Below are 24631 nucleotides of genomic sequence, written 5' to 3' on the forward strand. Positions count from 1 at the left end.
ATTTAGCTTATTCAAATATATGGGAGATATTTATTTACTCATTTTTGTTTATTATTAAAAAATTAAAATTTGAACGAAATGTCAAAATTTTTATCAAAGCGAGATAAAACTGATGCTTAATCAGCATGTAAACGATTTCAATTTTGACAGATTTTTTGAATTGTTTAAACAATTCAAAAAATACTGTTGACGAGACCTTTTTTTCGTACTATGATAACAACAATTTAACACGTTCGTTACAGCAGTTATCATCTAAGAGACTGTTACTCTATAAACAAAAATTAAAAAGACAGAACATTTTGTCTATAGCGACGAACATAGTATGGATAGCAATGAGGGGCGTTTAAAATGAGAAGTGACATGATTAAAGTAGGCGTAGATCGAGCGCCACATCGAAGTCTTTTATATGCAACAGGCAAAGTAAAAGCAAAAGATCTAGGCAAACCATTTATTGGGGTTTGTAACTCTTATATCGACATAATACCAGGTCACGTTCATTTACGTACGTTCGCTGATGTAGTGAAAGAAGCTATTATTGAAGCGGGTGGTATTCCATTCGAATTTAATACAATTGGCGTCGATGATGGTATTGCAATGGGGCATATAGGTATGCGTTATTCCTTACCAAGTCGTGAAATTATAGCAGACTCAGCTGAGACAGTTATTAATGCACATTGGTTTGATGGCGTATTTTATATTCCAAACTGTGACAAAATTACACCCGGAATGCTTATGGCAGCAGTTCGTACGAATGTACCATCTATCTTTGTTTCAGGTGGTCCAATGGAGGCGGGAACTTCTGCAGCAGGGAAACAGCTTTCCTTAACATCTGTGTTTGAAGGTGTAGGAGCACACAAATCAGGAAAAATGTCTGCAGAAGAGCTGCTGGATATTGAGAATAATGCTTGTCCAACATGTGGCTCATGTTCAGGGATGTTTACAGCAAACTCAATGAACTGCTTAATGGAAATGCTCGGTGTTGCTTTACCAGGAAATGGTACGATCGTTGCCACTTCTGAAGAGCGTCACAAGCTGATTAAAGAAGCAGCTAAACAATTAATCCGCATGGTCAAGGAAGATATTAAACCTCGCGATATTATTACAAAAGAGGCAATTGATGATGCTTTTGCTCTTGATATGGCAATGGGGGGCTCCACAAATACAGTTCTCCATACATTAGCAATTGCCAATGAAGCCGAGATAGATTACAACATTGAAGATATTAATAAAGTAGCAGAAAGAGTGCCTTATTTAGCAAAAATCATGCCTGCTTCAGATATTTCAATGGATGATATTAATAAAGCGGGTGGAGTTAGTGCCATTATCAATGAATTAACATCTATTCCAGGTGCTATTCATCCAGACCGTCCAACCGTAGCAGGCGTTACAATGGGTGAGCTTGTCAAAGATTATCACATCACGAATGATCAAGTCATTCGAACAAAAGACAATCCATATAGTGCTGTAGGTGGATTATCGGTTTTATTCGGTAACATCGCACCAGATGGCTCTGTTATTAAAGTAGGGGCAGTTGATCCTTCTATTAAAGTATTCAAGGGCGAGGCAATCGTCTTTGATTCACAAGAAGCAGCGCAGGAAAACATTGATAATGGAACGGTGAAAGAGGGCCATGTAGTCGTCATTCGCTATGAAGGACCTAAGGGTGGCCCAGGGATGCCAGAAATGCTTGCACCAACATCTGCCATTCAAGGTCGAGGCCTTGGTACAAAGGTTGCATTAATTACAGATGGTCGTTTCTCAGGGGCATCTCGTGGTATTTCAATTGGCCATATTTCACCAGAAGCTGCTGAAGGCGGTCCAATCGCTTTAGTAGAAAACGGAGATATTATCGAAATTGATCTACCAAATCGTACGATTAATTTACAAGTTTCAGATGAAGTTTTAGCTGAACGTCGTGCAAAATTACCAGTCTTTGAGCCAAAAATCAAACGTGGTTGGTTAGCAAGATATTCAAAATTAGTGACGAGCGCTTCCACTGGCGGCGTAATGAAAATTTAACAACTAGATAAATAAAAACGTTGATGAGGTTAAAGGTTCTAGAGCCTTGTATCTACCAGAGAGCCGGTCGTGCTGGAAGCCGGCGATACAACTAGATCCGACATCCCCTCGGAGTGGGCTATTAAACGTGTTTACACCATTAGATAGCTCCGGGCATAATCGAAAGTGCTCGTTATTAATGAATAAATGTTTTATGACACTATATTGGATGCGATGTCTTTCGCATTGGTGCATAAATGCAGTCATTTATTCGCGAGGTAGCAATTATTTGCTATAAAAAAGGGTGGTACCATGGAAAGTCTTTTTCATCCCTACGTAAGGTAGTTCTTTGCGTGTGGAGAAAAAGGCTTTTTATTATTTTCACAATGCAATTGAACAGCCTCTCAACGAAAAGGATGAGAGGAATAGTCAATCCAGCTATTGACACTTCACTAATCTACAACACTGATGTGTGAGTTTGAAAGAAATGAAGGAGGCAAAATTTGATGAGTGCGAATGTTTCAATCAATGAACAAGAACAATTAGCTCCAACAGCAACAGCTGACCAAACCTATCAAGCGAAGGACGGTGCAGATGTATTAGTGCAGGCATTGCACGATCAAGGTGTTGAAATCGTCTTTGGCTATCCAGGAGGAGCCGTATTACAAATTTACGATGCGATGTATAAAAACCCAATTCGTCATATTTTAACAAGACATGAACAGGGGGCGATTCATGCGGCGGAAGGCTATGCTCGTGTTTCAGGTAAAACAGGCGTTGTTATTGCCACAAGTGGACCTGGTGCAACAAACCTTGTAACAGGTATTGCGGATGCCATGATCGACTCTATTCCATTGGTTGTTTTTACAGGACAGGTTGCGACATCTGTGATCGGAACAGATGCTTTCCAAGAAGCCGATATTATGGGGATTACAACACCGATTACAAAGCATAACTATCAGGTACAGGATGTCAATGATATTCCTCGTATTGTGAAGGAAGCTTTCCATATCGCTAGCACAGGTCGTAAGGGACCAGTTGTCGTGGATTTCCCAAAAAATGTTTCTCAAATGTTGTTTGATGTAGAGAATCCACCGCAAGCACCTGATGAAATTTATTTACCAGGCTATCAGCCAACATATAAACCAAATTATTTACAAGTCCAAAAGGCGATTCAAGCCATTTCATTGGCAAAAAACCCAATCATCTTAGCAGGTGCAGGTGTTCTTTTTGCGGATGCACGTGAGGAATTAACGACTTTCGCAGAAAAATACCGTATTCCAGTAACGAACACATTGCTAGGATTGGGCTCCATCCATGGTGAACATGACTTATTCCTTGGAATGGCTGGGATGCATGGTACAGCTACAGCAAATACAGCGATCACAAAATCGGATTTATTACTCAATATTGGAGCACGATTTGATGATCGTCTAACAGGTAATTTAGCTACATTTGCACCAAATGCAACGATTATCCATATCGATATTGATCCTGCTGAAATTGGCAAAAATGTACCGACAGATATTCCAATTGTTGCTGATGCCAAGGAGGCTTTAAAAGCACTGTTGAAAAAGGATTTCCAAGGTCCTGATACAGCTGATTGGTTAGCTTATTTAAGGAATCATGCGATGGAATATCCATTATGGTATTGCAAGGATACAAATACGCAAGAAATCCTACCACAAGAGGCATTGCAATTAGTGCACAAGATTACTGAAGGGAATGCCATTGTGACGACAGATGTTGGGCAGCATCAAATGTGGGCAGCGCAATATTATCATTTAAATAATGATCATGCATGGGTAACGTCTGGTGGACTTGGTACGATGGGCTTCGGCTTCCCGGCCGCAATTGGCGCCCAATTTGCGAAGCCAGACAAAAAAGTTATTTCGATTGTAGGAGATGCAGGATTCCAAATGACGGCACAGGAGCTATCCATCCTACAGGAATTTAACTTACCAGTAAAAATAGTGATTTTGAATAATAGCTGTCTAGGTATGGTGCGTCAATGGCAACAAACATTCTATGAAGAGCGCTATTCATCATCACTTATGCCGATCCAACCAGATTTTGTTAAGTTAGCTGATGCTTATAACATTAAAGGCTATCGTATTAACACAATCGATGAAGCAGAGGCTATTTTCCGTGAGGCACTGCTGTCTGATGAGCCAGTATTAATTGACTGTCGAGTGAAACAGCTTGAATGTGTTTACCCAATGGTAGCACCTGGCACAGGCTTACATGAAATGATTGGGGTGAAAAAGAATTGAAGCGAGTAATTACCGTAACCGTGATTAACCAAAGTGGTGTATTAAACCGTTTGACAGGTTTATTGATGAAGCGTCAGTTCAATATTGAATCGATTACAGTAGGTCATACGGAGCAACCGAATTTTTCAAAGATGACCTTCGTTGTCAACATAGAGGACGAACGCAAAATTGAGCAGCTAGTGAAACAGTTATCCAAGCAAATTGATGTGTTAAAGGTCAATGACATTACCGATAAATCGATTGTTCTGCGAGAGCTAGCACTAGTAAAGGTGATTTCCCCACCAAATTTACGCTTGGAAATGAATTCAATTGTTGAACCGTTCCGCGCCCAAATTATTGATACAGCTAAAAATGTTGTGACGTATCAAGTAGTAGGACATCCAGAGAAGATTGATGCCTTTATCGAACTCATTCGACCATATGGCATTAAAGAACTTACACGTACAGGAGCAACTGCCTCCGTTCGTGAAACACAAAAAGTCTCAAACCCGCAGCTCTCTATTTTAAAATAGTTTGCATATAAAAATGAATAGCTTTATAGACAGAGCAAGTATCTAAAGCTATAAAAACAAAACATATTCTAGGAGGAAATTAACTATGGCTACAATGTACTATGAGCAAAATATCAACGAGGACGTATTAAAAGGAAAGAAAATCGCAATTATCGGTTACGGTTCACAAGGTCATGCACACGCGTTAAACCTTAAAGAATCAGGTTTTGACGTAGTAGTAGGGGTTCGTCCAGGTGGATCCTTCGATGCGGCAAAAGCAGATGGCATTGACGTAAAAACGGTGGCTGAAGCAGCACAAGAAGCAGATGTTATCCAAATTCTACTACCAGATGAGCGCCAAAAAGCAGTTTATGAAGCGGAAATTGCGCCACATTTACAAGCTGGTAAAGCATTGATGTTTGCGCACGGCTTCAATATCCATTTCGGTCAAATTACACCACCAGCAGATGTTGACGTATTTTTAGTAGCACCAAAAGGACCAGGACATCTAGTTCGTCGTCAATTCCAAGAAGGTGCTGGGGTACCAGGACTATTCGCTATTCACCAAGATGCTACAGGTCAAGCAAAAGATTTAGCGCTTGCGTATGGTAAAGGAATCGGTGCTGCACGTGGTGGACTTCTTGAAACAACATTCAAAGAAGAAACAGAGACAGATTTATTCGGTGAACAAGCGGTACTTTGTGGTGGCGCAACACAGCTAGTAAGAGCAGGATTCGAAACATTAGTAGAAGCTGGTTATCAACCAGAATTAGCCTACTTTGAAACACTACATGAGCTTAAATTAATTGTTGACCTAATGTTTGAGGGCGGTATGGCAACAATGCGCTACTCAGTTTCAGATACAGCAGAGTGGGGAGATTATGTAGCAGGACCACGCATCATCGATGAGTCTGTAAAAGCTCGTATGAAAGATGTATTAACAGATATCCAAGATGGTACATTTGCTCGTCGTTGGATTCAAGAAAATGAAAATGGTCGTCCAGAATATACAAAATTCAAAGAAGCTGGTGCGAACCATCAAATCGAAGAAGTGGGCGCAAAACTACGTGCTATGATGCCATTCATCAACGAAGGTAAAGAAAAAGTTGTGAGAGAAGTGGCGACAAGTGCGAAAAATTGATATTTTCGATACTACGCTTCGCGATGGTGAACAATCTGCTGGGATCAACTTAAACACAGCCGAGAAGATTGAAATTGCCAAACAGTTAGAGCGCCTTGGTGTGACAATTATAGAAGCAGGATTTCCTGCTTCGTCACCCGGTGACTTTGATGCGGTCCATCGCATTGCAGGTACAGTAAAAAATTCCATTGTGACGGGGCTAGCTCGCTGTATCCAAAAGGATATTGATGCTACATGGGAAGCGATAAAAGTAGCACAACAGCCACATATTCATATTTTTCTAGCCACATCACCTATCCACATGGAATACAAATTAAAAAAATCCCCTGAGCAAGTGGTGGAGCAAGCGGTAGAGGCTGTTAAATACGCTAAAAAGTTCTTCCCACTTGTACAATGGTCTGCTGAGGATGCATTCCGCTCTGATCGTGAATTTTTAGTGCGCATTATGAACGAAGTGGTTGCTGCTGGTGCAACAACGATTAATGTTCCAGACACTGTAGGGTATGCATCCCCGCAAGAATATGGTGCATTATTTAAGTTCCTACTGGAAAATGTCAAAGGTGCTGACAACGTAAAATTCTCCGCCCATTGTCATGATGATTTAGGGATGGCAACAGCTAACACGATTGCCGCAATAGAAAATGGTGCTGCACAAGTCGAAGGAACAATCAATGGTATCGGCGAACGCGCAGGTAATGTGGCACTCGAGGAAATTGCTGTAGCACTTCATATTCGCAAGGACATTTATCAGGTGGAAACGGGCATTCAGTTGCAAGAAATTAAACGTACGTCTCAATTAGTCAGTAAATTGACAAATGTTGTGATTCAGCCAAATAAAGCGATTGTAGGAAGAAATGCATTTGCACACGAATCGGGCATCCATCAAGACGGTGTCTTAAAAAATCCAGAAACCTATGAAATTATTTCACCTGCTTTAATCGGTGAAGGTGAAATACCATTAGTTCTTGGGAAACATTCTGGTCGTGCAGCCTTCCGTGATCGTGCGGAAACAATGGGCTTCCATCTTTCTGATGAAAAGTTGAACAAAGCATTTGTGGAATTTAAAAAATTGGCTGATCGTAAAAAAGAAATTACAGAGGAAGATTTACTTACTCTTCTTACTGAGCAACAAATTCAAGTAGAAGATGTACCACTCTTTGATTTGAAAATGGTGCAGGTGCAATATGGAACTGAAAATATTCCTACAGCTACAGCTATTGTGTTTACACCTGAGGGACTAGAGAAAACCGTTGTGGCTACTGGCTCTGGTTCAGTAGAAGCAATTTTTAATACACTGGAGCAACTTGTACCTGGAGCTGTACATGTCATTGATTACCGTGTGACATCGGTTGGCAAAGGACGAGATGCACTAGGTGAAGCAGTGATTAATATTCGCTATGATGAAGTTTCGACTACAGGCCGTAATTCCTCTCAAGATGTTTTAGAAGCATCGGCAAAAGCTTATTTAAATGCTATTAATCGTCATTTAATACAAGCAAGCCTTCGCGCACATCCTGTATAGGTTGCTGAGGTAGTGAATTGTATGAAGTACCATTCACAAGTCGGATGCAATGATGTCATGGCGTATTGTATCAATTAACCCAAAATTACGCTTAGACGTAATGACTACGCTCATCTCGATAAAAGGTAGGTGAGCGTCTTTACTAAATTAGCGAATACGCTATACAAAGAAAGGTGTTTTGACGATGGAGAGAAAAATTACAGTACTTCCCGGTGATGGAATTGGGCCAGAGGTTGTTGCTTCTGCTGTACGTGTATTACAGGTGATTGGTAAACGATTTAATCATACATTTCATTTAGGATATGCAACAATTGGGGGTGCTGCAATCGACCAGCACAACAATCCTTTACCGGATGAAACAATCGAGATGTGTGAAAATAGTGATGCGATTTTATTAGGAGCTGTAGGTGGTCCAAAGTGGGATCAAAACCCTCCTGAATTACGCCCAGAAAAAGGGTTACTGCGAATTCGGAAACACTTCGATTTATTTGCTAATCTACGTCCAGTAAAGGCGTTCCCGAGTTTACTAGATGCTTCACCATTAAAGCGTGAAGTGGCTGAGAACGTTGATTTAATGATTGTACGTGAACTAACAGGCGGCGTATACTTCGGGGAACCACGTATGCGTACTGAAAATGGCGCAATTGATACAACCGTTTACTCTAAAGCTGAGGTGGAGCGTATCGTTGAAAATGCCTTTGAGCTAGCACGTTTACGTGGGGGCAAGTTATGCTCTGTTGACAAGGCGAATGTGCTTGAAACAAGTCGCTTATGGCGTGAAGTTGTAGAAGCAAAGAAAAAAGAGTATCCAGATGTAATTGTAGAACATAACCTAGTAGACTCTGTCGCAATGAAACTTATTACAAATCCCGGACACTATGATGTAGTCGTTACTGAAAATATGTTTGGTGATATTTTAAGTGATGAAGCATCTGTTATTACTGGTTCTCTTGGTGTTTTACCATCCGCATCTATTCGTGGTGATAATTTTGGCTTATATGAACCAGTACATGGCTCAGCACCAGAAATTGCAGGGCAAGGTGTAGCAAATCCTGCTGCAACCATTTTATCCGTAGCGATGATGCTGCAATATTCATTCGGCTTAAAAGAAGAAGCGGCAGAAATAGAACGCGCTGTAAGTGCAGTATTTGATGATGGCTACTTTACAGCCGATCTTGCTCGTGACGGCAGTCGCATTTTATCGACGAATGAATGGACAGATAAGGTAATTAACGAAATTGATACTAGCTTTGTATCACAAAGTATTATGACAACATATATTTAAAGAAACAGGTGAAGACAATGGGTAAAAATATAATTGAAAAGATTTGGGATAAACATGTTGTTTATCAGGAAGAGGGCAAACCGGACCTGTTATATATTGATCTTCATTTAATTCATGAAGTAACATCTCCGCAAGCTTTTGAAGGGTTACGCATGAACGGACGTAAAGTGCGTCGTCCTGATTTAAGCTTTGCGACAATGGATCATAACGTACCGACAAAAAATTTACCAACTATCCATGATCCCATTGCACGCAATCAAATCGAAACATTAGCTAAAAATGCTGAGGAATTTGGCGTTGAGTTAGCAGGCATGGGTCACCCTGACCAAGGGATTGTCCATGTTATTGGACCAGAGCTTGGATTAACACAGCCTGGTAAAACCATTGTTTGTGGTGATTCTCATACATCGACTCACGGTGCCTTTGGTGCCATTGCATTTGGTATTGGTACATCAGAGGTGGAGCATGTATTATCAACGCAAACGTTATGGCAAAATAAGCCAAAAACAATGGAGATTCGTGTTGAAGGGGAGCTACCAGTTGGGGTAGCAGCAAAGGATATTATTTTAGCTATCATTGCCAAGTTCGGTATTGGTGTTGGTACAGGACATATTGTGGAATTTACTGGAGAGGCTATCCACCAACTATCTATGGAAGAACGGATGACGATTTGTAATATGTCCATTGAGGCAGGCGCAAAAGCAGGGCTTATCTCACCTGACCAAACAACAGTCGATTATATTCGTGGGCGCAAATATGCACCGCAGGGAGAAAAATTTGAAGAAGCAGCCGCTTACTGGTTAAGTCTTGCTTCAGACGAGGATGCAACGTACGATACGGTTCGTATTATAAAAGCTGAAGAAATTGAACCAATCATTACGTGGGGAACAAACCCATCGATGGGTACAGGTGTTTCTGGGCATGTTCCAACACAAGCAGATTATGAGGATGAATCTGACAAGGCGGCACTTCAAAAAGCACTTGCCTATATGGGCTTAGAGGAAGGACAGCCATTAACATCCATTGACATCCAGCATGTCTTCATTGGCTCCTGCACAAACTCACGCATTAGTGATTTGCGTGCAGCTGCTGATGTCATCAAAGGGCGTAAGGTGCATGACAAGGTCACAGCCATCGTTGTCCCAGGCTCATATACAACGAAAAAACAAGCAGAGGCAGAAGGTTTAGATAAAATATTTATGGATGCAGGCTTTGAATGGCGAGAGTCTGGTTGCTCGATGTGTCTTGCGATGAATGATGACGTCGTACCAGCTGGAGAACGCTGTGCCTCTACCTCAAACCGCAACTTTGAAGGACGTCAGGGCGCTGGAGCTCGTACACATTTAGTGTCACCACCAATGGCAGCAGCCGCTGCGATTGCAGGTCACTTCGTCGATGTACGTGAATTTGTGAAGGAAACAGTGTAAGTCTTGCTTTACTGGGAAGGGATGATTGAAAAATGGAACCAATTAATATCGTAAAGAGTGTCATCACACCACTTGATCGAAAAAATGTTGATACCGATCAAATTATTTCAAAAGAATTTCTAAAACGTATTGAGCGTACAGGTTTTGGACAGTTTTTATTTTACCATTGGCGTTTCGATGCACAAGGTAACGAAATAGCTGACTTTGTATTAAATAAACCTGAATTTAAAGAATCTAAAATTCTCGTGGCACAAGATAATTTCGGCTGTGGCTCTTCGCGCGAACATGCACCATGGGCTATTTTAGATTACGGCTTTAACGTTGTGATTGCACCTTCTTTTGCAGATATTTTCCATAATAACTGCTATAAAAACGGTATCTTACCGATTAAGCTAACAGAATCGGAATGTGATGAAATTTTAGCAAAAGGCTTAGCACAGCCCTATAAGATGGAAGTAAATCTTGCAGAGCAAACCGTAACAGGGGAAGATGGTACAATCTATCATTTTACAATTGATCCATACTATAAAGAAACGTTACTGAATGGTTGGGATGAAATCGCCTTAACCTTTAAATATGAGGACCATATCGCCGCATATGAGGCGAAGCGAGTAGCCTATTAATTGAAATGACTGAAGACAAACTTGATGTTGTCTTCAGTTTTTTTGTGTTTGTAGTGCATTTCCCATATAAAATTCTTTATAATAAAGGAAACATCAAATCAAAGGTGGCACTATGGGACCATCGTAAAAATTTTTGTATAGTACAGGAGCAAGCCCAGCCAGCTTTTGGTAGCGTCATCTCAAGCATTGCTTCACATGAAGTACAGGAGGATAACCTGAGTGGCTAGATCGTTTTCATTTAACGACTAAAAGAAGCAGTAAGTGAAAGAATTTAGGCATTTAGGGAATTTTTAAGTTTATACGAATTTTTAAATTGTTAAGCTACTGAAATGATGCTGCTCATTTCAGTTGTTTTTTGTTTGATCAAAAGCTGAAAGGTAGGAATTCAATGATTACAGTTATAGGAAGTTTAAATATGGATTTAGTTGTACAAATGAATGCTTTTCCAAAGCAGGGGGAAACCATTCTAGGTAACTCGTTTCAAACAGTTCCAGGAGGAAAAGGGGCTAATCAAGCAGTTGCTGCTGCTCGTCTTGGCAGTGAGGTGGCGATGGTTGGCTGTTTAGGGAATGATCATTTTGGTGAGACATTACATGCTGCTTTACAGCAAGAGCAGATTCAGACAGATGCCCTTGTAAAAAGCACTACTGCTCCTACAGGCATTGCTAATATACTTATTTACAATAACGATAATCGAATTGTTGTCGTACCGGGAGCTAATTATGACTTAAGCATATCACATCTTGAAGCTTCAAAAGACTTGATACAAAAAAGCCATTTGGTAATGATACAGCTTGAAATCCCTAAAGAGACGACTGCCCATGCCATTCAATTATGTAAAGAAGCAGGTGTCCCTGTACTATTAAATCCTGCTCCAGCAGCCAATTTTGATGTGCAGTGGATGGAGGATATTACCTATTTAACACCGAACGAGACAGAATGTGCTGAAATTTTTAACGAGCCAGTGGAACAAGTTTTAGAAAAATATCCTAATAAATTAATCGTGACGCTAGGAAGTGACGGTGCACGTTATTTCGATGGCTCCTACCCAATTCATGTGCCAGGTTATATGACAACAGCCGTGGATACAACGGGGGCAGGTGATACCTTTAATGGGGCTTTAGCCTATGCTTTAGTAGAAGGGCAATCGTTGGATGAGGCTGTATATTTTGCAAATATCGCTGCCTCCTTATCTGTAGAGAAATTAGGTGCTCAAGGTGGAATGCCAACACTTGAAGCTGTTTATGCACGTATGGCTGGTTTGGAGGAATAGGACAAAGGTCGGCTACTAGACAACCTTGAATAGAAATAACCAAACCTAATACTTCTAAATTCATAGCTTGGACCATTCCCTTTAGTCTGTGTAACAATCCTATATCTAGCAGTTAGGAAAAAGGCGTAAGGATGAATTCCTATTTAGTTTATAAACGAATAAGTATATTGTCCTCTTTTCATCAATCCATGTATTAGAAAAGCCATAGTTTCATTTATAATGGTCTTATAGATACATACGAAAAGAGGTTTTGAGGATGACGAACATTGACAATACGCCAATCGAAAATACAACCTCAGCGAATAATATTTTGCCACAATTTGTTGACCAATTACGACACTTGCATGGCATCATTGTCCAAAATACATATGTGAAAGATACAGCAAAACATTTAAATCGAATCATTCAAGATGCCAATAACCAGACGATGATTTTAATCGTTGGAAAAGAGCGGGTGGGCAAAACAACACTTGTGAATGGACTTCTAGGACGCGAAATATTATCGGTAGATGATCAGCATCCAACAAGTGTCAATACGTTTATACGATACGGCGTGCAAGAAGAGATTAAAGCTTATTTTTTAGATGGTGTTGTCGCTGTATTTGATCTCAGTAAATTAGAGCTACTAACAACTGGCGATACGTTTGCTTCCCAGATTTTACGTGAACATTTAGATTATCTAGAAGTCTATTTGAAAAATGATTTATTAAAATCAGTGACTATTATTGATTCTGTGTCATTAGAGGCAGGCGGCGGAGAAATGGCTTATTTTTCAGAGGCACTTATGAATCGTGTTGATGAAATTTTCTGGGTGTTACGCGCTGGTTCGATGGCAATGGATGCTGAACTTCTATTGATCGAGACATTAAAAAATAAAGGGGTAGAACCTTTATGTGTCATCAATGGCATCGATGATGAGGAGCATGCCGCAGTATTTATGGACTCTGAACAACAACGTATTGGTCATTTGATGAGTGATTTTATAGGAATTTCAGCAAGGAGTGCACTAGCAGCCAAACAAACAGACAATCATGAGCTTTGGGAAAAAAGCCAGTATGATCAATTAATTGCTCACATTCATCGTGTAGCTGAAAATAGTGATAAAAAAACATATGCCATCCTAATCCGCTTCTTACAATGGCTTGAACGATTCCGCTTCGAATTAACTGTAATTCCACAACGAGATCCTTTTCAATCTGCTGTCGAGAATATTGAAAAATACGCAGGCGATACCCAATATGAATATTCTCGCTATCAACGTGACTTAGCGATTGTCCAAGAATATGAGCAAGAATATGAACAGGTTGCGAATACGTTTAAACAGGTTCAAACACTCTATCAGTTATTACAAACGATCGCGCAACATGATTATTTACACGATACCAAGGTGGAAAAATTTACTGAAATTGCTGTGCACTATCAACAAATGTTGCGTGAATACCGCAATATGCATAGTGAGTATTTACGCGAATATGAGCGTTTAGATGCACAGCATAAAAAAATTCATGGGAAAGGTCTTATGAAAGCTATTTTTGGCCAACATACGCAAAATGAATTTTTCAAAGAGCGTGTTCAAAAACTAAATGAGCAGCAAGAGGTTTGTATCGCCCAATATGCCATGGTACAACAGGCAGAGGTTTCAATGCTACAGGCAATTCGAGACACACAGCCTTTTTTGATTGACTTAGTGAAAGAACGCATGAGCCGTATTGAACAAAAGGTACAGAAACTAAATCAACAGCGTGCAAAAGATAAGCGTCAGTTAAAGCGCTATGCTGAAAAACTAAATGAATTTTCTTGCTTAATCGAAGCACAGGGCTATATAAAAGAGCATCTTCAACCATTTTTAATGAATGAGCAAATGCCGTTGAAATCGAAGGATATTGCCATGCTTGAGGAAACTGTTCAGGCTATTTTAGCCATTGATTTATCAAACAATGGCTTACTCGCAAGAAGTCAAATGAATAATAAAATGGAAAGTATTGCAATACCTTTTGAGGTGCAAGAAAAATATCCCCTGCAAATGCTTGACTTAAGGGAAGAAGATGTAAAATCAAATGATATACCCGAAATACCTAAAAAATTAGTTGTACAATATGAAGATTAGGTTTTCACCAAACGTTCTAAAAGTAGCATGCTTTTAGAACGTTTTCTTTATGATATGAAACAAATCATTCCAGTTTTACGTATAAGTAGTAAGGAGGGATACACTTGATTGAAATAAATGGACGCTTCACGAATGCAAAAATCTTTGCGCAAACAGCATTACAAACAGCTGTTGATCAGATTCAAGAACTAACAGACCAGGCTTTTATGGCAGGCACTAAAGTACGTATTATGCCAGATTATCATGCGGGTAAAGGATGTGTCATTGGCACGACCATCCAATTGCAAGACCGTGTTGTACCCAATCTTGTCGGCATTGATGTGGGGTGTGGTGTATTTGTAGCACAACTTGACGTAACAACAGTTGATTTTGCTCAACTCGATGCCATCATTCGCACATATGTACCAAGTGGGCAGGATATTCATAAAGAAGTATCGCCAAGCCGACATTTTGTAGAGTTTGAAGGTAAACAATTTCGAGCAAGCGGCTTGAAAGACGACTATACGAACTTGTCATTAGGTACACTCGGGGGAGGCAACCATTTTATTGAGCTTGCCAAAGATGAAGATGATCAGCACTATTTGCTCATCCATACGGGGTCACGCTATGTAGGGGCAAAGGTTGCTAATTGGCATCAAAAAAGAGCTTATGAAAATTTACGTCGAGAAGATTTGACAGAAAAAATAGAAGCAATGAAACAGCAAGGACGACAACAAGAGATTCAATCCATGATACAAGCCTATAAAGAACAAACACCGTTCGTTCCGAAAGACTTGTCATATTTAGAGGGGGAAGCTTTCCATGATTATATTCATGATATGAAGATTGCACAGCAATTTGCACGGATGAATCGTTGGACCATTGCAGAAACCATTGCTAAACAGATGGATTGGCATTTTACAGATACATTTGATACGATTCATAACTATATCGATACAGAAACAATGACGCTTCGCAAAGGGGCTGTTCGTGCAAATAAAGATGAAAAGCTAGTTATTCCAATGAATATGCGGGATGGATCTCTGATTTGTATAGGGAAAGGCAATGCGGAATGGAATTATTCAGCCCCCCATGGAGCAGGACGCATGTTTTCACGACGCGCAGCGAAAAAAGCTTTGAATATGGCCGATTTTAAAGATACGATGCAGGGGATTTGGACAACATCCGTCAATGAAGAAACATTGGATGAGGCACCAATGGCCTATAAGCCGATGACAGAAATTACTTCTGCGATTGGGGAAACTGTAGATATTGTCAAAGTTATTAAACCTGTTTATAACTTTAAAGCGAGTGAAGCTACAAAGCCATATGAGCGAAAGCGTTAAGGTAGAGAAAGAATCATCACTATAATCATTATTCTATAGATGATATAATATAGCTTCACAATGATGAAATGGGTGGTTTTTTTGGTATCTTCAAAAGATGTGGCGAAGCATGCTGGTGTCTCACAAACAACTGTATCTAGAGTATTGAATACACCAGAGCTTGTAAAGCCAAAAACAATTGAAAAAGTAATGCAGGCGATAGAGGAACTAAACTATGTGCCAAATGATATAGCAAGATCGCTTGTTCAGAAAAAAACAGGCATTATTACATTGATTTCGGGGCCCTTACACAACCCTTTTTTTGTTGATACAACTACAGCCATCGTGAATTATGTTAATGCACGTGGCTATAAAGTTAATGTCTATTTTGGCACAGAGGATAATCTTAATTCAATCTACAATGCCGTTTTAGAAACGAAAGCAGACGCAATTATATTGTCTTCTATGTTGTATCAAGATGATTTATTTTATAAACTAGAAAAACTAGCTATTCCATTTATTATGTTTAACCGTAAGCATAAAGAGAATAGACATTTTGTAGAAATTGATAATGTTCAAGCAGGTTACCTTGCGACCAAGCATGTCCTATCATTAGGGCATGACTCTTTATGTTGGATAGGGGGTCCACATCAAATGAGTACCTTCTATGGACGCTATCTGGGATTTGAACAAGCTTTACAGGATTATGGGCTAGATGCAAAATTAGTGCCTACTTTTTTAACGAACACCAATAAAATGGATATTGAACGTGCGTTTGCAGAGCTTTTACAACTCGAAAAAAGACCAACAGCTATTTGTGCTGCTACGGATGCCATTGCCATTGAAATATTGAATCTTTGTTTAGAGAGAGGTTTTCAGGTTCCGAGAGATTTTAATATCATTGGTATTGATAATGTAGAGCTTAGTAAACATCACTCTATTGCCTTAACAACAGTAGGTTTAACATCAGAAGAGAACTTAGGTTTTATTGCTATCGAAAAATTATTTGAGGTAATGGAGAAAAAAAGTACTTGCATTAGACAAACAGAGTCTGTTAAGATTTTCCCAAGAAATACAACGTGTAAAATAAACTGATAGACCATCAGTTTATTTTTTACACCAAAATGGTTACGTATTCATTTCTTTATTTTCTGAAATGAATACGTAACCATAAAAAGAAAGGAGTGAATTACGATTGAAAAAGGGCTTATGGATTAATGGAGAATGGAAGATGACTACTGAATGGATGGAGATCCATGCTCCCTATTCACAAGAGGTATTGGCACACTTTGCGATGGCCACTGAAAAAGATGTACAGGAGGCCATTGAAAGTGCGCATGCTGCAGCTCCTCAAATGGCTGCATTAACTGCTTTTCAACGAGCAGAGATATTAGAGCAGTTATCCACCCTTTTTGCAGAAAATAGAGATGAAGCAGCAAGTATCATTGCAATGGAATCAGCCAAACCGTTAAAGTATGCTTACGCTGAAATTGATCGCACAGTTGAAACCTATAAATTTGCGGCAGAAGAAGCAAAACGACTTACTGGTGAAATGGTTCCAATGGATGCATCAAAAAATGGAGAGGGGCGCTTTGCTTATACATTAAGAGAGCCAATCGGTGTTGTGGCTGCGATTACACCATTTAACTTTCCGCAAAATCTAGTAGCACACAAAGTTGGGCCAGCATTAGCTGCAGGCAATACGATTGTATTGAAACCTGCCACACAAACAGCATTATCCGCCCATTTTTTGGCAAAATTATTGGCGCAAACAAATTTACCAGCAGGTGCCTTTAATCTTGTAACTGGACAAGGTAAATTAGTAGGCGATGCATTTTTAGCACATCCAAATGTTAAGATGATAACGTTTACAGGAAGTCCAGCGGTAGGGATTTCTCTACGCAATCGTGCAGGCTTGAAGAAAGTAACTTTAGAATTAGGTTCCAATGCAGGCGTAATTATCGATGAAGGGGTACAGCTAGAGCGTATTATGGATCGCATTGTGATGGGGGCCTTTTCCAACCAAGGTCAAGTCTGCATTTCTTTACAACGTATCTATGTCATGGAAAGTATGGTGGAGGAATTTTTAATACAGCTAAAGGAAAAAATAGAGCAGCTTACAATTGGTGATCCAATGGATAATCAAACAGATCTTGCTATGATGATTTCACAAGCTGAACAACAGCGTGCTTATCAATGGATTAAAGAGGCAGTAGCTGAAGGGGCACAAGTAATTACAGGTGGTCACATTGACAATCATATTTTATTGCCCACTGTTTTATATAATGTTCAGCCACAGAGTCGTGTATCCTGTGAAGAAATTTTTGCACCTGTTGTTATCGTTAATACGGTATCCACCATTGATGAAGGGATAGCGGCTATCAATGATTCTCACTATGGCCTACAGGCAGGCATCTTCACTCCTTCTATTCAGACAGCTTTTCAGGCTACAAAAGCATTGCACGTTGGTGGAGTCATCATTAATGATGTACCTACTTATCGAGTAGATCACATGCCATATGGTGGTGTAAAGGAAAGCGGCACAGGCCGTGAAGGCATTAAATATGCGTTAGAAGAAATGACGGAAATGAAGCTAGTAATTTGGAATAACCAATAACTAATAATCACGAATGGAGATGGGAAAATGAAAATGATTAAACAACATCCAAAATTGTATGTGATGGACAATGGTACGATGCGAATGGATAAAAATTATATGATTGCGATGCACAATCCCGCAACCATCGATCATCCAAACCAGCCAAATGAATTTGTTGAATTCCCTGTTTATACAGTATTGATTGATCATCCAGAAGGCAAAATTCTATTTGATACTGCATGCAATCCAAACTCGATGGGTCCAGAAGGGCGATGGGGTGAATTTACGCAAAAAGCATTTCCTATTAATATGCCAGAAGAATGCTATTTACATCATCGTCTAGAAGAATTAAATGTTCGTCCAGAGGATATTAAATATGTTGTTGCTTCCCATTTGCATCTCGACCATGCAGGGTGCTTAGAACTCTTTACAAATGCCACAATTATTGTACAGGAAGATGAGTTTAATGGCACATTACAAACATATGCTAGAAACGTGAAAGACGGTGCCTATGTTTGGGGTGACATTGATATGTGGATAAAAAACAATCTACAATGGCGCTTAATCAAACGTGGCGAGGATCATGTAAAACTAGCTGAAGGGATACAAGTATTAAATTTTGGTAGTGGTCATGCTTGGGGAATGCTAGGTTTGCATATTCAAATGCCTGACACAGGTGGTATTATTTTAGCTTCAGATGCCATTTATACGGCAGAAAGCTTTGGGCCTCCTGTCAAGCCACCAGGCATTATCTACGATTCTGTAGGTTATAATGCGACTGTGGAACGGATTCGAAGACTAGCAAATGAAACAAATTCACAGGTATGGTTTGGCCATGATCCTATTCAATTTAAATCATTTAGGAAATCAACGGAAGGCTATTATGAATAGATAGGAGTAGAGAAGCCATGCATAAATTAACCTTTACGCCTGCTAGCTATACTGGCTGGGGCTGTTTGAGTCAGCTTCTGCTAGAGGTAAAGAAGTTTAACGCTCACAATATTTTGATCGTGACAGATCCATTATTAAAAGAAATAGGTCTAACGGACAATGTTGAAAAGCCTTTGATTGAGAAAGGCTATACAACAACCATTTATACGGATATTGCACCAGAGCCTCCGCTTGCAATTGGCGAAAAACTGGTTGATTTTACGAGAAAGCATCCATTTGATTTGGTGATTGGTGTAGGTGGGGGCAGTGCACTGGATTTAGCAAAGCTTGCCGCCGTATTAGCAAAACATGATGGAAAAGTTGCAGATTATTTAAACCTAACAGGAACGAAAACATTAGATAATAAAGGGTTACCTAAAATCTTAATTCCTACCACTTCTGGGACAGGCTCGGAGGTAACAAATATTTCTGTGCTATCACTGGATACAACCAAGGATGTCGTGACACATGATTATTTATTAGCGGATGTAGCGATTGTAGATCCTGCCTTAACGATTTCCTTACCATCGAAGGTGACAGCGGCGACTGGGGTAGACGCGTTAACTCATGCGATAGAAGCCTACGTATCAGTAAATGCGAATGCAGTAACGGATGCACTTGCACTACAAGCTATCCGATTAATTAGCCAGTCAATCCGAACAGCTGTCCATAATGGACAAGACAAGCAAGCGCGCACAGATATGAGTTATGGCAGCTATTTAGCAGGATTAGCCTTTTTCAATGCCGGTGTAGCAGGCGTCCATGCTTTAGCCTATCCCCTAGGAGGCCAGTTCCATATAGCTCATGGTGATTCCAATGCAGTACTATTACCATATGTCATGGGGTATATTCGTCAAAGCTGTGAAAAACGAATGAAAGATATTTTAGATGCCATGGGAATATCATCATCCTATTTATCGCAAGAAGAGGCTTCCTATAAATGTGTTGATGCCTTACAACAACTCGTTCAAGATGTGAAAATTCCCTCAACATTACAAGGATTCAATATCCCTGCATCAGCACTTGAACAGCTAACAGAGGATGCTACAAAACAAACGCGTATTTTAGCGCGAAGTCCAATGCCATTAGAGCGTGAAGATATCTATCAAATCTATCAAGCTGCCTTTGATGGAGTGGTAAGAGAACCATAAAGAACCTGAGAAACGTTGATTTTTCAACGTTTCTCTTTTATTGCATCTTTTGAAAATCCCACAAGCAAGATAGATACCTAAAAAAACCTGCCTTAATGGCAGATTTTTTTATAAGAACTATTATGCTTCTGCATCTGGTGTAAATGTACGTGTAGCCAATTCTGCATCTAGCATAAAGATAGCGTTTGAGTCCGTTTCGATACGCTCGATTTTACGAATTAATGTATCAAATGTAGACTCTTCTTCTACTTGCTCGTCGATAAACCATTTTAAGAAGGCCATTGTCGCATGCTCACGTTCATCTAAAGCAATGTCCGATAAATTGTAAATACGGCGTGTTACTTCTTTTTCATGTGATAGAGCCGTTTTAAAGGCATCTAAAATAGATTCGAAGTGATTACCTGGGCTTTCAAAACCTTGAATTGTTGCACGGTAGCCCATATCACTTAAGAAATTATAAAATTTCATGGCATGGAAGCGTTCTTCTTCTGCTTGTACTAAAAAGAAGTTAGCGAAGCCATCATAATCTTGATCAGTGCAATAGGCTGCCATTGCCATATAGGCATGCGCAGAGTAGAATTCAAAATTCATTTGTTCATTAAGAGCTGTGTGTAGTTTTTCAGATAACATAAAAGTTTTCCTCCTTTTGCAGTAAATGACTTCGTTATTAGTATACAGTGTAAAGGCAGTATCATACAAAAAAATTATTTTTCAAGGCAATATATGCAAAAGTTAATTGATATTGGTTATCAATTAGAGAATTTCTTCTTTTATATTTTTAAGGAAATAAGAAAAAATCGCCCCGATCGTAATCGAAGCGAAATTTATCATGCTTATTGTTCTTGTTTCTTTTGATTTTTGACACCGATTAGGTAGCCACCTAATGCGATAGCAATTAAGACAATCCAGAAAATAGCTTTCCAAAGAGTGGAGTGGGGGAATTCGTGTGGAATCACACCTAATTTTTCATGTGCTAATGTTAAGACAGCTAATTTTACACCAACCCAGCCGACAATTAGGAAAGCAGCTGTTTCAAGTGATGGGAATTTGTCGAGAACCTTTACAAACCAACGAGCTGCGAAACGCATCATGATGACACCAATAATACCACCTAGGAACATTACTGCGAACTGACCTGCGTTAATACCACCAATATCAAAATCACCGATATGTGGAAGTGTGACAGCAATGGCAACCGCCGCTAGAATAGAATCAACAGCAAATGCGATATCAGCAAGTTCTACTTTTACAACCGTCATCCAGAAGCCAGATTGTTTTTTCGGCTCTTGGATTTCTTCGGAGTTTTGGGATGCTTTCCGCGAATCATAAATATGCTTAATAGACATAAACAAAAGATAAGCTGCACCTATCGCTTGGATCTGCCAGAAATTAACAAGCGTTGTAATAAGGAATAATGCGGCAAAGCGGAAAACAAACGCCCCCACCAATCCATACAATAAAGCCTTTTGTTGTTGTGCCTTTGGTAAATGCTTAACCATAACAGCCATTACGACGGCGTTATCTGCTGCTAACAAACCTTCTAGTACAATTAATACGATAAGTACCCATGCGTATTCTAAAAATATTGCCTCCAAATTTATTGCCTCCTTTAATTGTTGAACAGAAATGAATGGCTTGCTAACTTATTCTTTCCCTAATTTTAAGCAAAAGAAAAAGACCCCTGCCTAAAAAATAGGCAAAGGTCTTGCTAAGCAATTAACTGTTCGTTGCACAGAAAGGTTTCTGTGTGACAAGAAATGCCATCACACCCGATGGTAATATACCATGTAATGACGAATGTGAATCAGATGCTTCGATCGCATCTGCTAGCTACTCCCCTTTGACAATAAAGTCAAAAGCTATTCAATTCTTACTAACATAGTAACATGCAACATTTTAAAAGTAAATAAAAATATACTGCTATGGAGAAAAAATACTTTTCCGTTACGTTTGCACAAATGGTACTATTAAAAGATAGGCGAAATTTTTACAACTTAGAGAGGAGACAAACATGTATAGAAAATTTTTTTCCTACTACAAGCCACATAAACGATTGTTTGTCATCGATTTTTCGAGTGCCATTATTGTAGCAATCTTAGAGCTTGCGTTTCCATTGGCTGTTCAATGGTTTATCGATGAGCTATTGCCAACAGGAGATTGGGGCATGATTGTGAAAATAAGTGTCCTATTACTGCTTGTTTACGCCATTAGTACATTATTGAACTTTATCGTTAACTATTTAGGACATAAATTAGGCATAAATATCGAAACGGATATGCGTCAAGAATTATTTACGCATGTACAAAGGCAATCATTCCGATTCTTTGATAATACGAAAACAGGTCATATTATGAGTCGCATTACCAATGATTTGTTTGATATAGGTGAGTTTGCCCATCATGGACCAGAGGATCTCTTTATTGCGATCATGACCTTTGTTGGGGCCTTTGCCATTATGTTTAATGTCAATCCAACACTCGCCTTGATTGCAGCGATTATGGTGCCATTTTTAACATGGCTTGTGACATTTAGTAATATAAAAATGAACAATGCTTGGAAAACGATGTATGGCAAAATTGCTGATGTCAATGGGCGTGTGGAGGATAGTGTATCTGGTGTACGAGTTGTAAAATCCTTTACTAATGAAGCTTTTGAAATTAGCCGATTTAAAGAACAAAATGGATTTTTCCGTGCGGCAAAATTATATGCCTATAAAATTATGGCAGGGACACACTCCAGTATCTACATGATGACGCGTCTTTTAACACTAGTTGTGCTTGTTGTCGGTGCTTGGTTAAGCTTTAATGGAAAGCTATCTTATGGGGAACTTGTAAGCTTTGTGCTCTATACGAATGTTCTGATTAAACCAATTGATAAAATTAGTGCTTTATTAGAGCTTTATCCGAAAGGAATGGCTGGCTTTAAGCGCTTCCGTGAATTAATTGAACAGGAGCCAGAAATTCAAGATCGTGAGGATGCCAAGGCTATTAAACATTTAGATGGAAATATTGCCTTCAATCATGTTCATTTTAATTATGATGCATCCAAACAGGTTTTACATGATATATCCTTTGATGTAAAAGCTGGCCAAACTATTGCCTTTGTAGGGCCTTCGGGTGCTGGTAAAACTACAATCTGCTCATTGATTCCTCGATTTTATGAGGTGACAAAAGGCGCTATTACGATTGATGGTATCGATATACGGAATATGACACAAGCGTCATTACGTGCTCAAATTGGTATCGTACAGCAGGACGTCTTTTTATTTACAGGTACGATTCGTGAAAACATTGCCTATGGAAAATTAGATGCAAGTGAAGCGGAAATTCGAGAGGCAGCGAAAAAAGCCCATCTAGAGGCATTTATTGCAGAGCTGCCCGAGGGCTATGATACACAAATAGGTGAACGTGGCTTAAAATTATCAGGAGGCCAAAAGCAACGACTAGCGATTGCGCGTATGTTCCTAAAGAACCCGCCGATCTTGATTTTAGACGAGGCAACCTCTGCCTTAGATACAGAAACAGAAATGATTATTCAGCAATCATTAACAGAGCTTGCTGAAAATCGTACAACGCTAGTTATTGCCCATCGCTTGGCAACTATTCGCAATGCTGATCGTGTATTAGTTGTGACACCAAAGGGCATTGAAGAGGATGGTACCTATGATGAGCTAGTGGCTCAAAATGGGATTTTTGCAAAGCTTCATCATATTCAATTTCGCAAGGGACAATCAGAACAAAGCGTTCAGAAAGATTTTGTGGAATTGACGTAAATAAAGAAAAGGGAGATTGTTTTTAAACAATTTCCCTTTTTTTAGTTGTTTCCCTTAGTTACTGTACTCATATTGTAGCCAAAGCACACTAACATACATATTAAAGGTTACGTAGAAAGAGGGGACGATTGAATGCTCATGCCAACGAATATTCAAAGGGTGCCAGATCAAATCATCCATTATGGCATGGATAGGGAAAATTGAACATTCATTTATGAGTACATAGAAGGAATGTTTAGCAAGTTTATCGAATAGAACTACAGTTCACTATAAAGGTCATAATATAGAGGTGAAGCAATGGATAACGAAAAAATCATCGGTCAAACGAAAAGTGTGGGCTTTCAAGTAGGGGTTAGAAGGACGTTACCCATTTCGCAGGAGCAAGCATGGGCATTGATTACGACAACAGAAGGGGTACGTACATGGCTGGGGGAAGGCACTTCAGTTATATTTGAACCTGGGCACAAATACCATTCAAAGACAGGGACAGGCGAAATCAGGATTGTTAAACCGTTAGAGCAGCTTCGATTGACTTGGCAAAAGGAAGAGTGGTCAAAACCATCTACCGTACAAATCCGTATTTTACCAAAAGAACGTAATAAAACGACCATTAGCTTTCATCAAGAACAACTTTCTGATCAGACAGTACGAGAAGAAATGAAAGGTCATTGGGAAAGGGTACTGGATGCTATTAAAGAAAGGGCACAAAATATTTGAACGGACAAAAATAGCACC

Annotated in this window: 19 protein-coding genes; 17 read left to right on the top strand and 2 right to left on the bottom strand. The window is 39.5% G+C overall.

Annotated elements, in window-relative coordinates:
- Window positions 1–348 precede the first annotated feature (348 nt).
- The 15 genes from ilvD (at window position 349) to V1L66_RS09520 (ending at window position 20124) form a co-directional block, all read left to right on the top strand.
- Window positions 349–2019 carry a dihydroxy-acid dehydratase gene (gene ilvD / locus V1L66_RS09450; RefSeq protein WP_036077358.1) on the top strand — a complete coding sequence of 557 codons (1671 nt, stop codon included), beginning with the start codon at window positions 349–351 and terminating at the stop codon, window positions 2017–2019.
- Window positions 2020–2504: 485 nt separating this feature from the next.
- A complete protein-coding gene (gene ilvB, locus V1L66_RS09455; RefSeq protein ID WP_333003981.1) occupies window positions 2505–4271 on the top strand; it encodes a biosynthetic-type acetolactate synthase large subunit in 1767 nt (588 codons plus the stop codon).
- Window positions 4268–4783: an acetolactate synthase small subunit gene (gene ilvN / locus V1L66_RS09460; RefSeq protein WP_016991907.1), complete on the top strand. Its 516-nt coding sequence runs from the start codon at window positions 4268–4270 to the stop codon at window positions 4781–4783. The genes ilvB and ilvN overlap by 4 nt, the downstream gene beginning before the upstream one ends.
- Window positions 4784–4868: 85 nt before the next feature.
- Window positions 4869–5903, top strand: coding sequence for a ketol-acid reductoisomerase (ilvC, locus tag V1L66_RS09465; RefSeq protein WP_016991908.1), 1035 nt, complete (start codon window positions 4869–4871; stop codon window positions 5901–5903).
- A complete protein-coding gene (locus tag V1L66_RS09470; protein WP_333003978.1) occupies window positions 5890–7425 on the top strand; it encodes a 2-isopropylmalate synthase in 1536 nt (511 codons plus the stop codon). The genes ilvC and V1L66_RS09470 overlap by 14 nt, the downstream gene beginning before the upstream one ends.
- Window positions 7426–7609: 184 nt before the next feature.
- Window positions 7610–8710: a 3-isopropylmalate dehydrogenase gene (leuB, locus tag V1L66_RS09475; RefSeq protein ID WP_004231422.1), complete on the top strand. Its 1101-nt coding sequence runs from the start codon at window positions 7610–7612 to the stop codon at window positions 8708–8710.
- 17 nt (window positions 8711–8727) lie between these two features.
- Entirely contained in the window at window positions 8728–10137 is a 1410-nt protein-coding gene (leuC, locus tag V1L66_RS09480; protein WP_333003975.1) for a 3-isopropylmalate dehydratase large subunit, read from the top strand.
- A 32-nt stretch (window positions 10138–10169) separates the two neighbouring features.
- Window positions 10170–10760, top strand: coding sequence for a 3-isopropylmalate dehydratase small subunit (leuD, locus tag V1L66_RS09485; RefSeq protein WP_016994681.1), 591 nt, complete (start codon window positions 10170–10172; stop codon window positions 10758–10760).
- 388 nt (window positions 10761–11148) lie between these two features.
- Complete coding sequence (gene rbsK, locus V1L66_RS09490; protein WP_333003973.1) at window positions 11149–12033, top strand: ribokinase; 885 nt, start codon at window positions 11149–11151, stop codon at window positions 12031–12033.
- A gap of 256 nt (window positions 12034–12289) precedes the next feature.
- The gene (locus V1L66_RS09495; RefSeq protein WP_333003970.1) at window positions 12290–14140 is read left to right on the top strand and encodes a dynamin family protein; all 1851 of its coding nucleotides are present in this window, start codon (window positions 12290–12292) and stop codon (window positions 14138–14140) included.
- 104 nt (window positions 14141–14244) lie between these two features.
- Window positions 14245–15465 (top strand): RtcB family protein, encoded by a 1221-nt coding sequence (locus V1L66_RS09500; protein ID WP_259419647.1) that lies wholly within the window; start codon window positions 14245–14247, stop codon window positions 15463–15465.
- A 72-nt stretch (window positions 15466–15537) separates the two neighbouring features.
- On the top strand, window positions 15538–16539 hold the full coding sequence (locus V1L66_RS09505; protein ID WP_231595618.1) for a LacI family DNA-binding transcriptional regulator: 1002 nt from the start codon (window positions 15538–15540) through the stop codon (window positions 16537–16539).
- Between the two features lie 100 nt (window positions 16540–16639).
- Complete coding sequence (locus V1L66_RS09510) at window positions 16640–18061, top strand: aldehyde dehydrogenase family protein (RefSeq protein WP_315062142.1); 1422 nt, start codon at window positions 16640–16642, stop codon at window positions 18059–18061.
- Window positions 18062–18088: 27 nt separating this feature from the next.
- A complete protein-coding gene (locus tag V1L66_RS09515) occupies window positions 18089–18934 on the top strand; it encodes an N-acyl homoserine lactonase family protein (protein WP_333003962.1) in 846 nt (281 codons plus the stop codon).
- A 17-nt stretch (window positions 18935–18951) separates the two neighbouring features.
- The gene (locus tag V1L66_RS09520; protein WP_048392395.1) at window positions 18952–20124 is read left to right on the top strand and encodes an iron-containing alcohol dehydrogenase; all 1173 of its coding nucleotides are present in this window, start codon (window positions 18952–18954) and stop codon (window positions 20122–20124) included.
- Window positions 20125–20244: 120 nt separating this feature from the next.
- Here the strand turns inward: V1L66_RS09520 and V1L66_RS09525 are convergent, their stop codons facing one another.
- Together V1L66_RS09525 and V1L66_RS09530 are read right to left on the bottom strand one after the other, a co-directional pair.
- Window positions 20245–20754 carry a ferritin gene (locus tag V1L66_RS09525; RefSeq protein ID WP_009370301.1) on the bottom strand — a complete coding sequence of 170 codons (510 nt, stop codon included), beginning with the start codon at window positions 20752–20754 and terminating at the stop codon, window positions 20245–20247.
- 203 nt (window positions 20755–20957) lie between these two features.
- Window positions 20958–21719 carry a TerC family protein gene (locus V1L66_RS09530; protein ID WP_333003959.1) on the bottom strand — a complete coding sequence of 254 codons (762 nt, stop codon included), beginning with the start codon at window positions 21717–21719 and terminating at the stop codon, window positions 20958–20960.
- 416 nt (window positions 21720–22135) lie between these two features.
- Between V1L66_RS09530 and V1L66_RS09535 the strand changes: the two genes are divergently transcribed.
- Both V1L66_RS09535 and V1L66_RS09540 read left to right on the top strand, forming a co-directional pair.
- Complete coding sequence (locus V1L66_RS09535; protein ID WP_258860803.1) at window positions 22136–23896, top strand: ABC transporter ATP-binding protein; 1761 nt, start codon at window positions 22136–22138, stop codon at window positions 23894–23896.
- Between the two features lie 297 nt (window positions 23897–24193).
- On the top strand, window positions 24194–24613 hold the full coding sequence (locus V1L66_RS09540; protein WP_081977490.1) for an SRPBCC domain-containing protein: 420 nt from the start codon (window positions 24194–24196) through the stop codon (window positions 24611–24613).
- The last annotated feature ends 18 nt before the right edge of the window (window positions 24614–24631 follow it).

This window comes from Lysinibacillus sp. IITD104, assembly GCF_036698265.2.
In the GTDB taxonomy this organism is placed as follows: Bacteria; Bacillota; Bacilli; order Bacillales_A; family Planococcaceae; genus Lysinibacillus; species Lysinibacillus boronitolerans.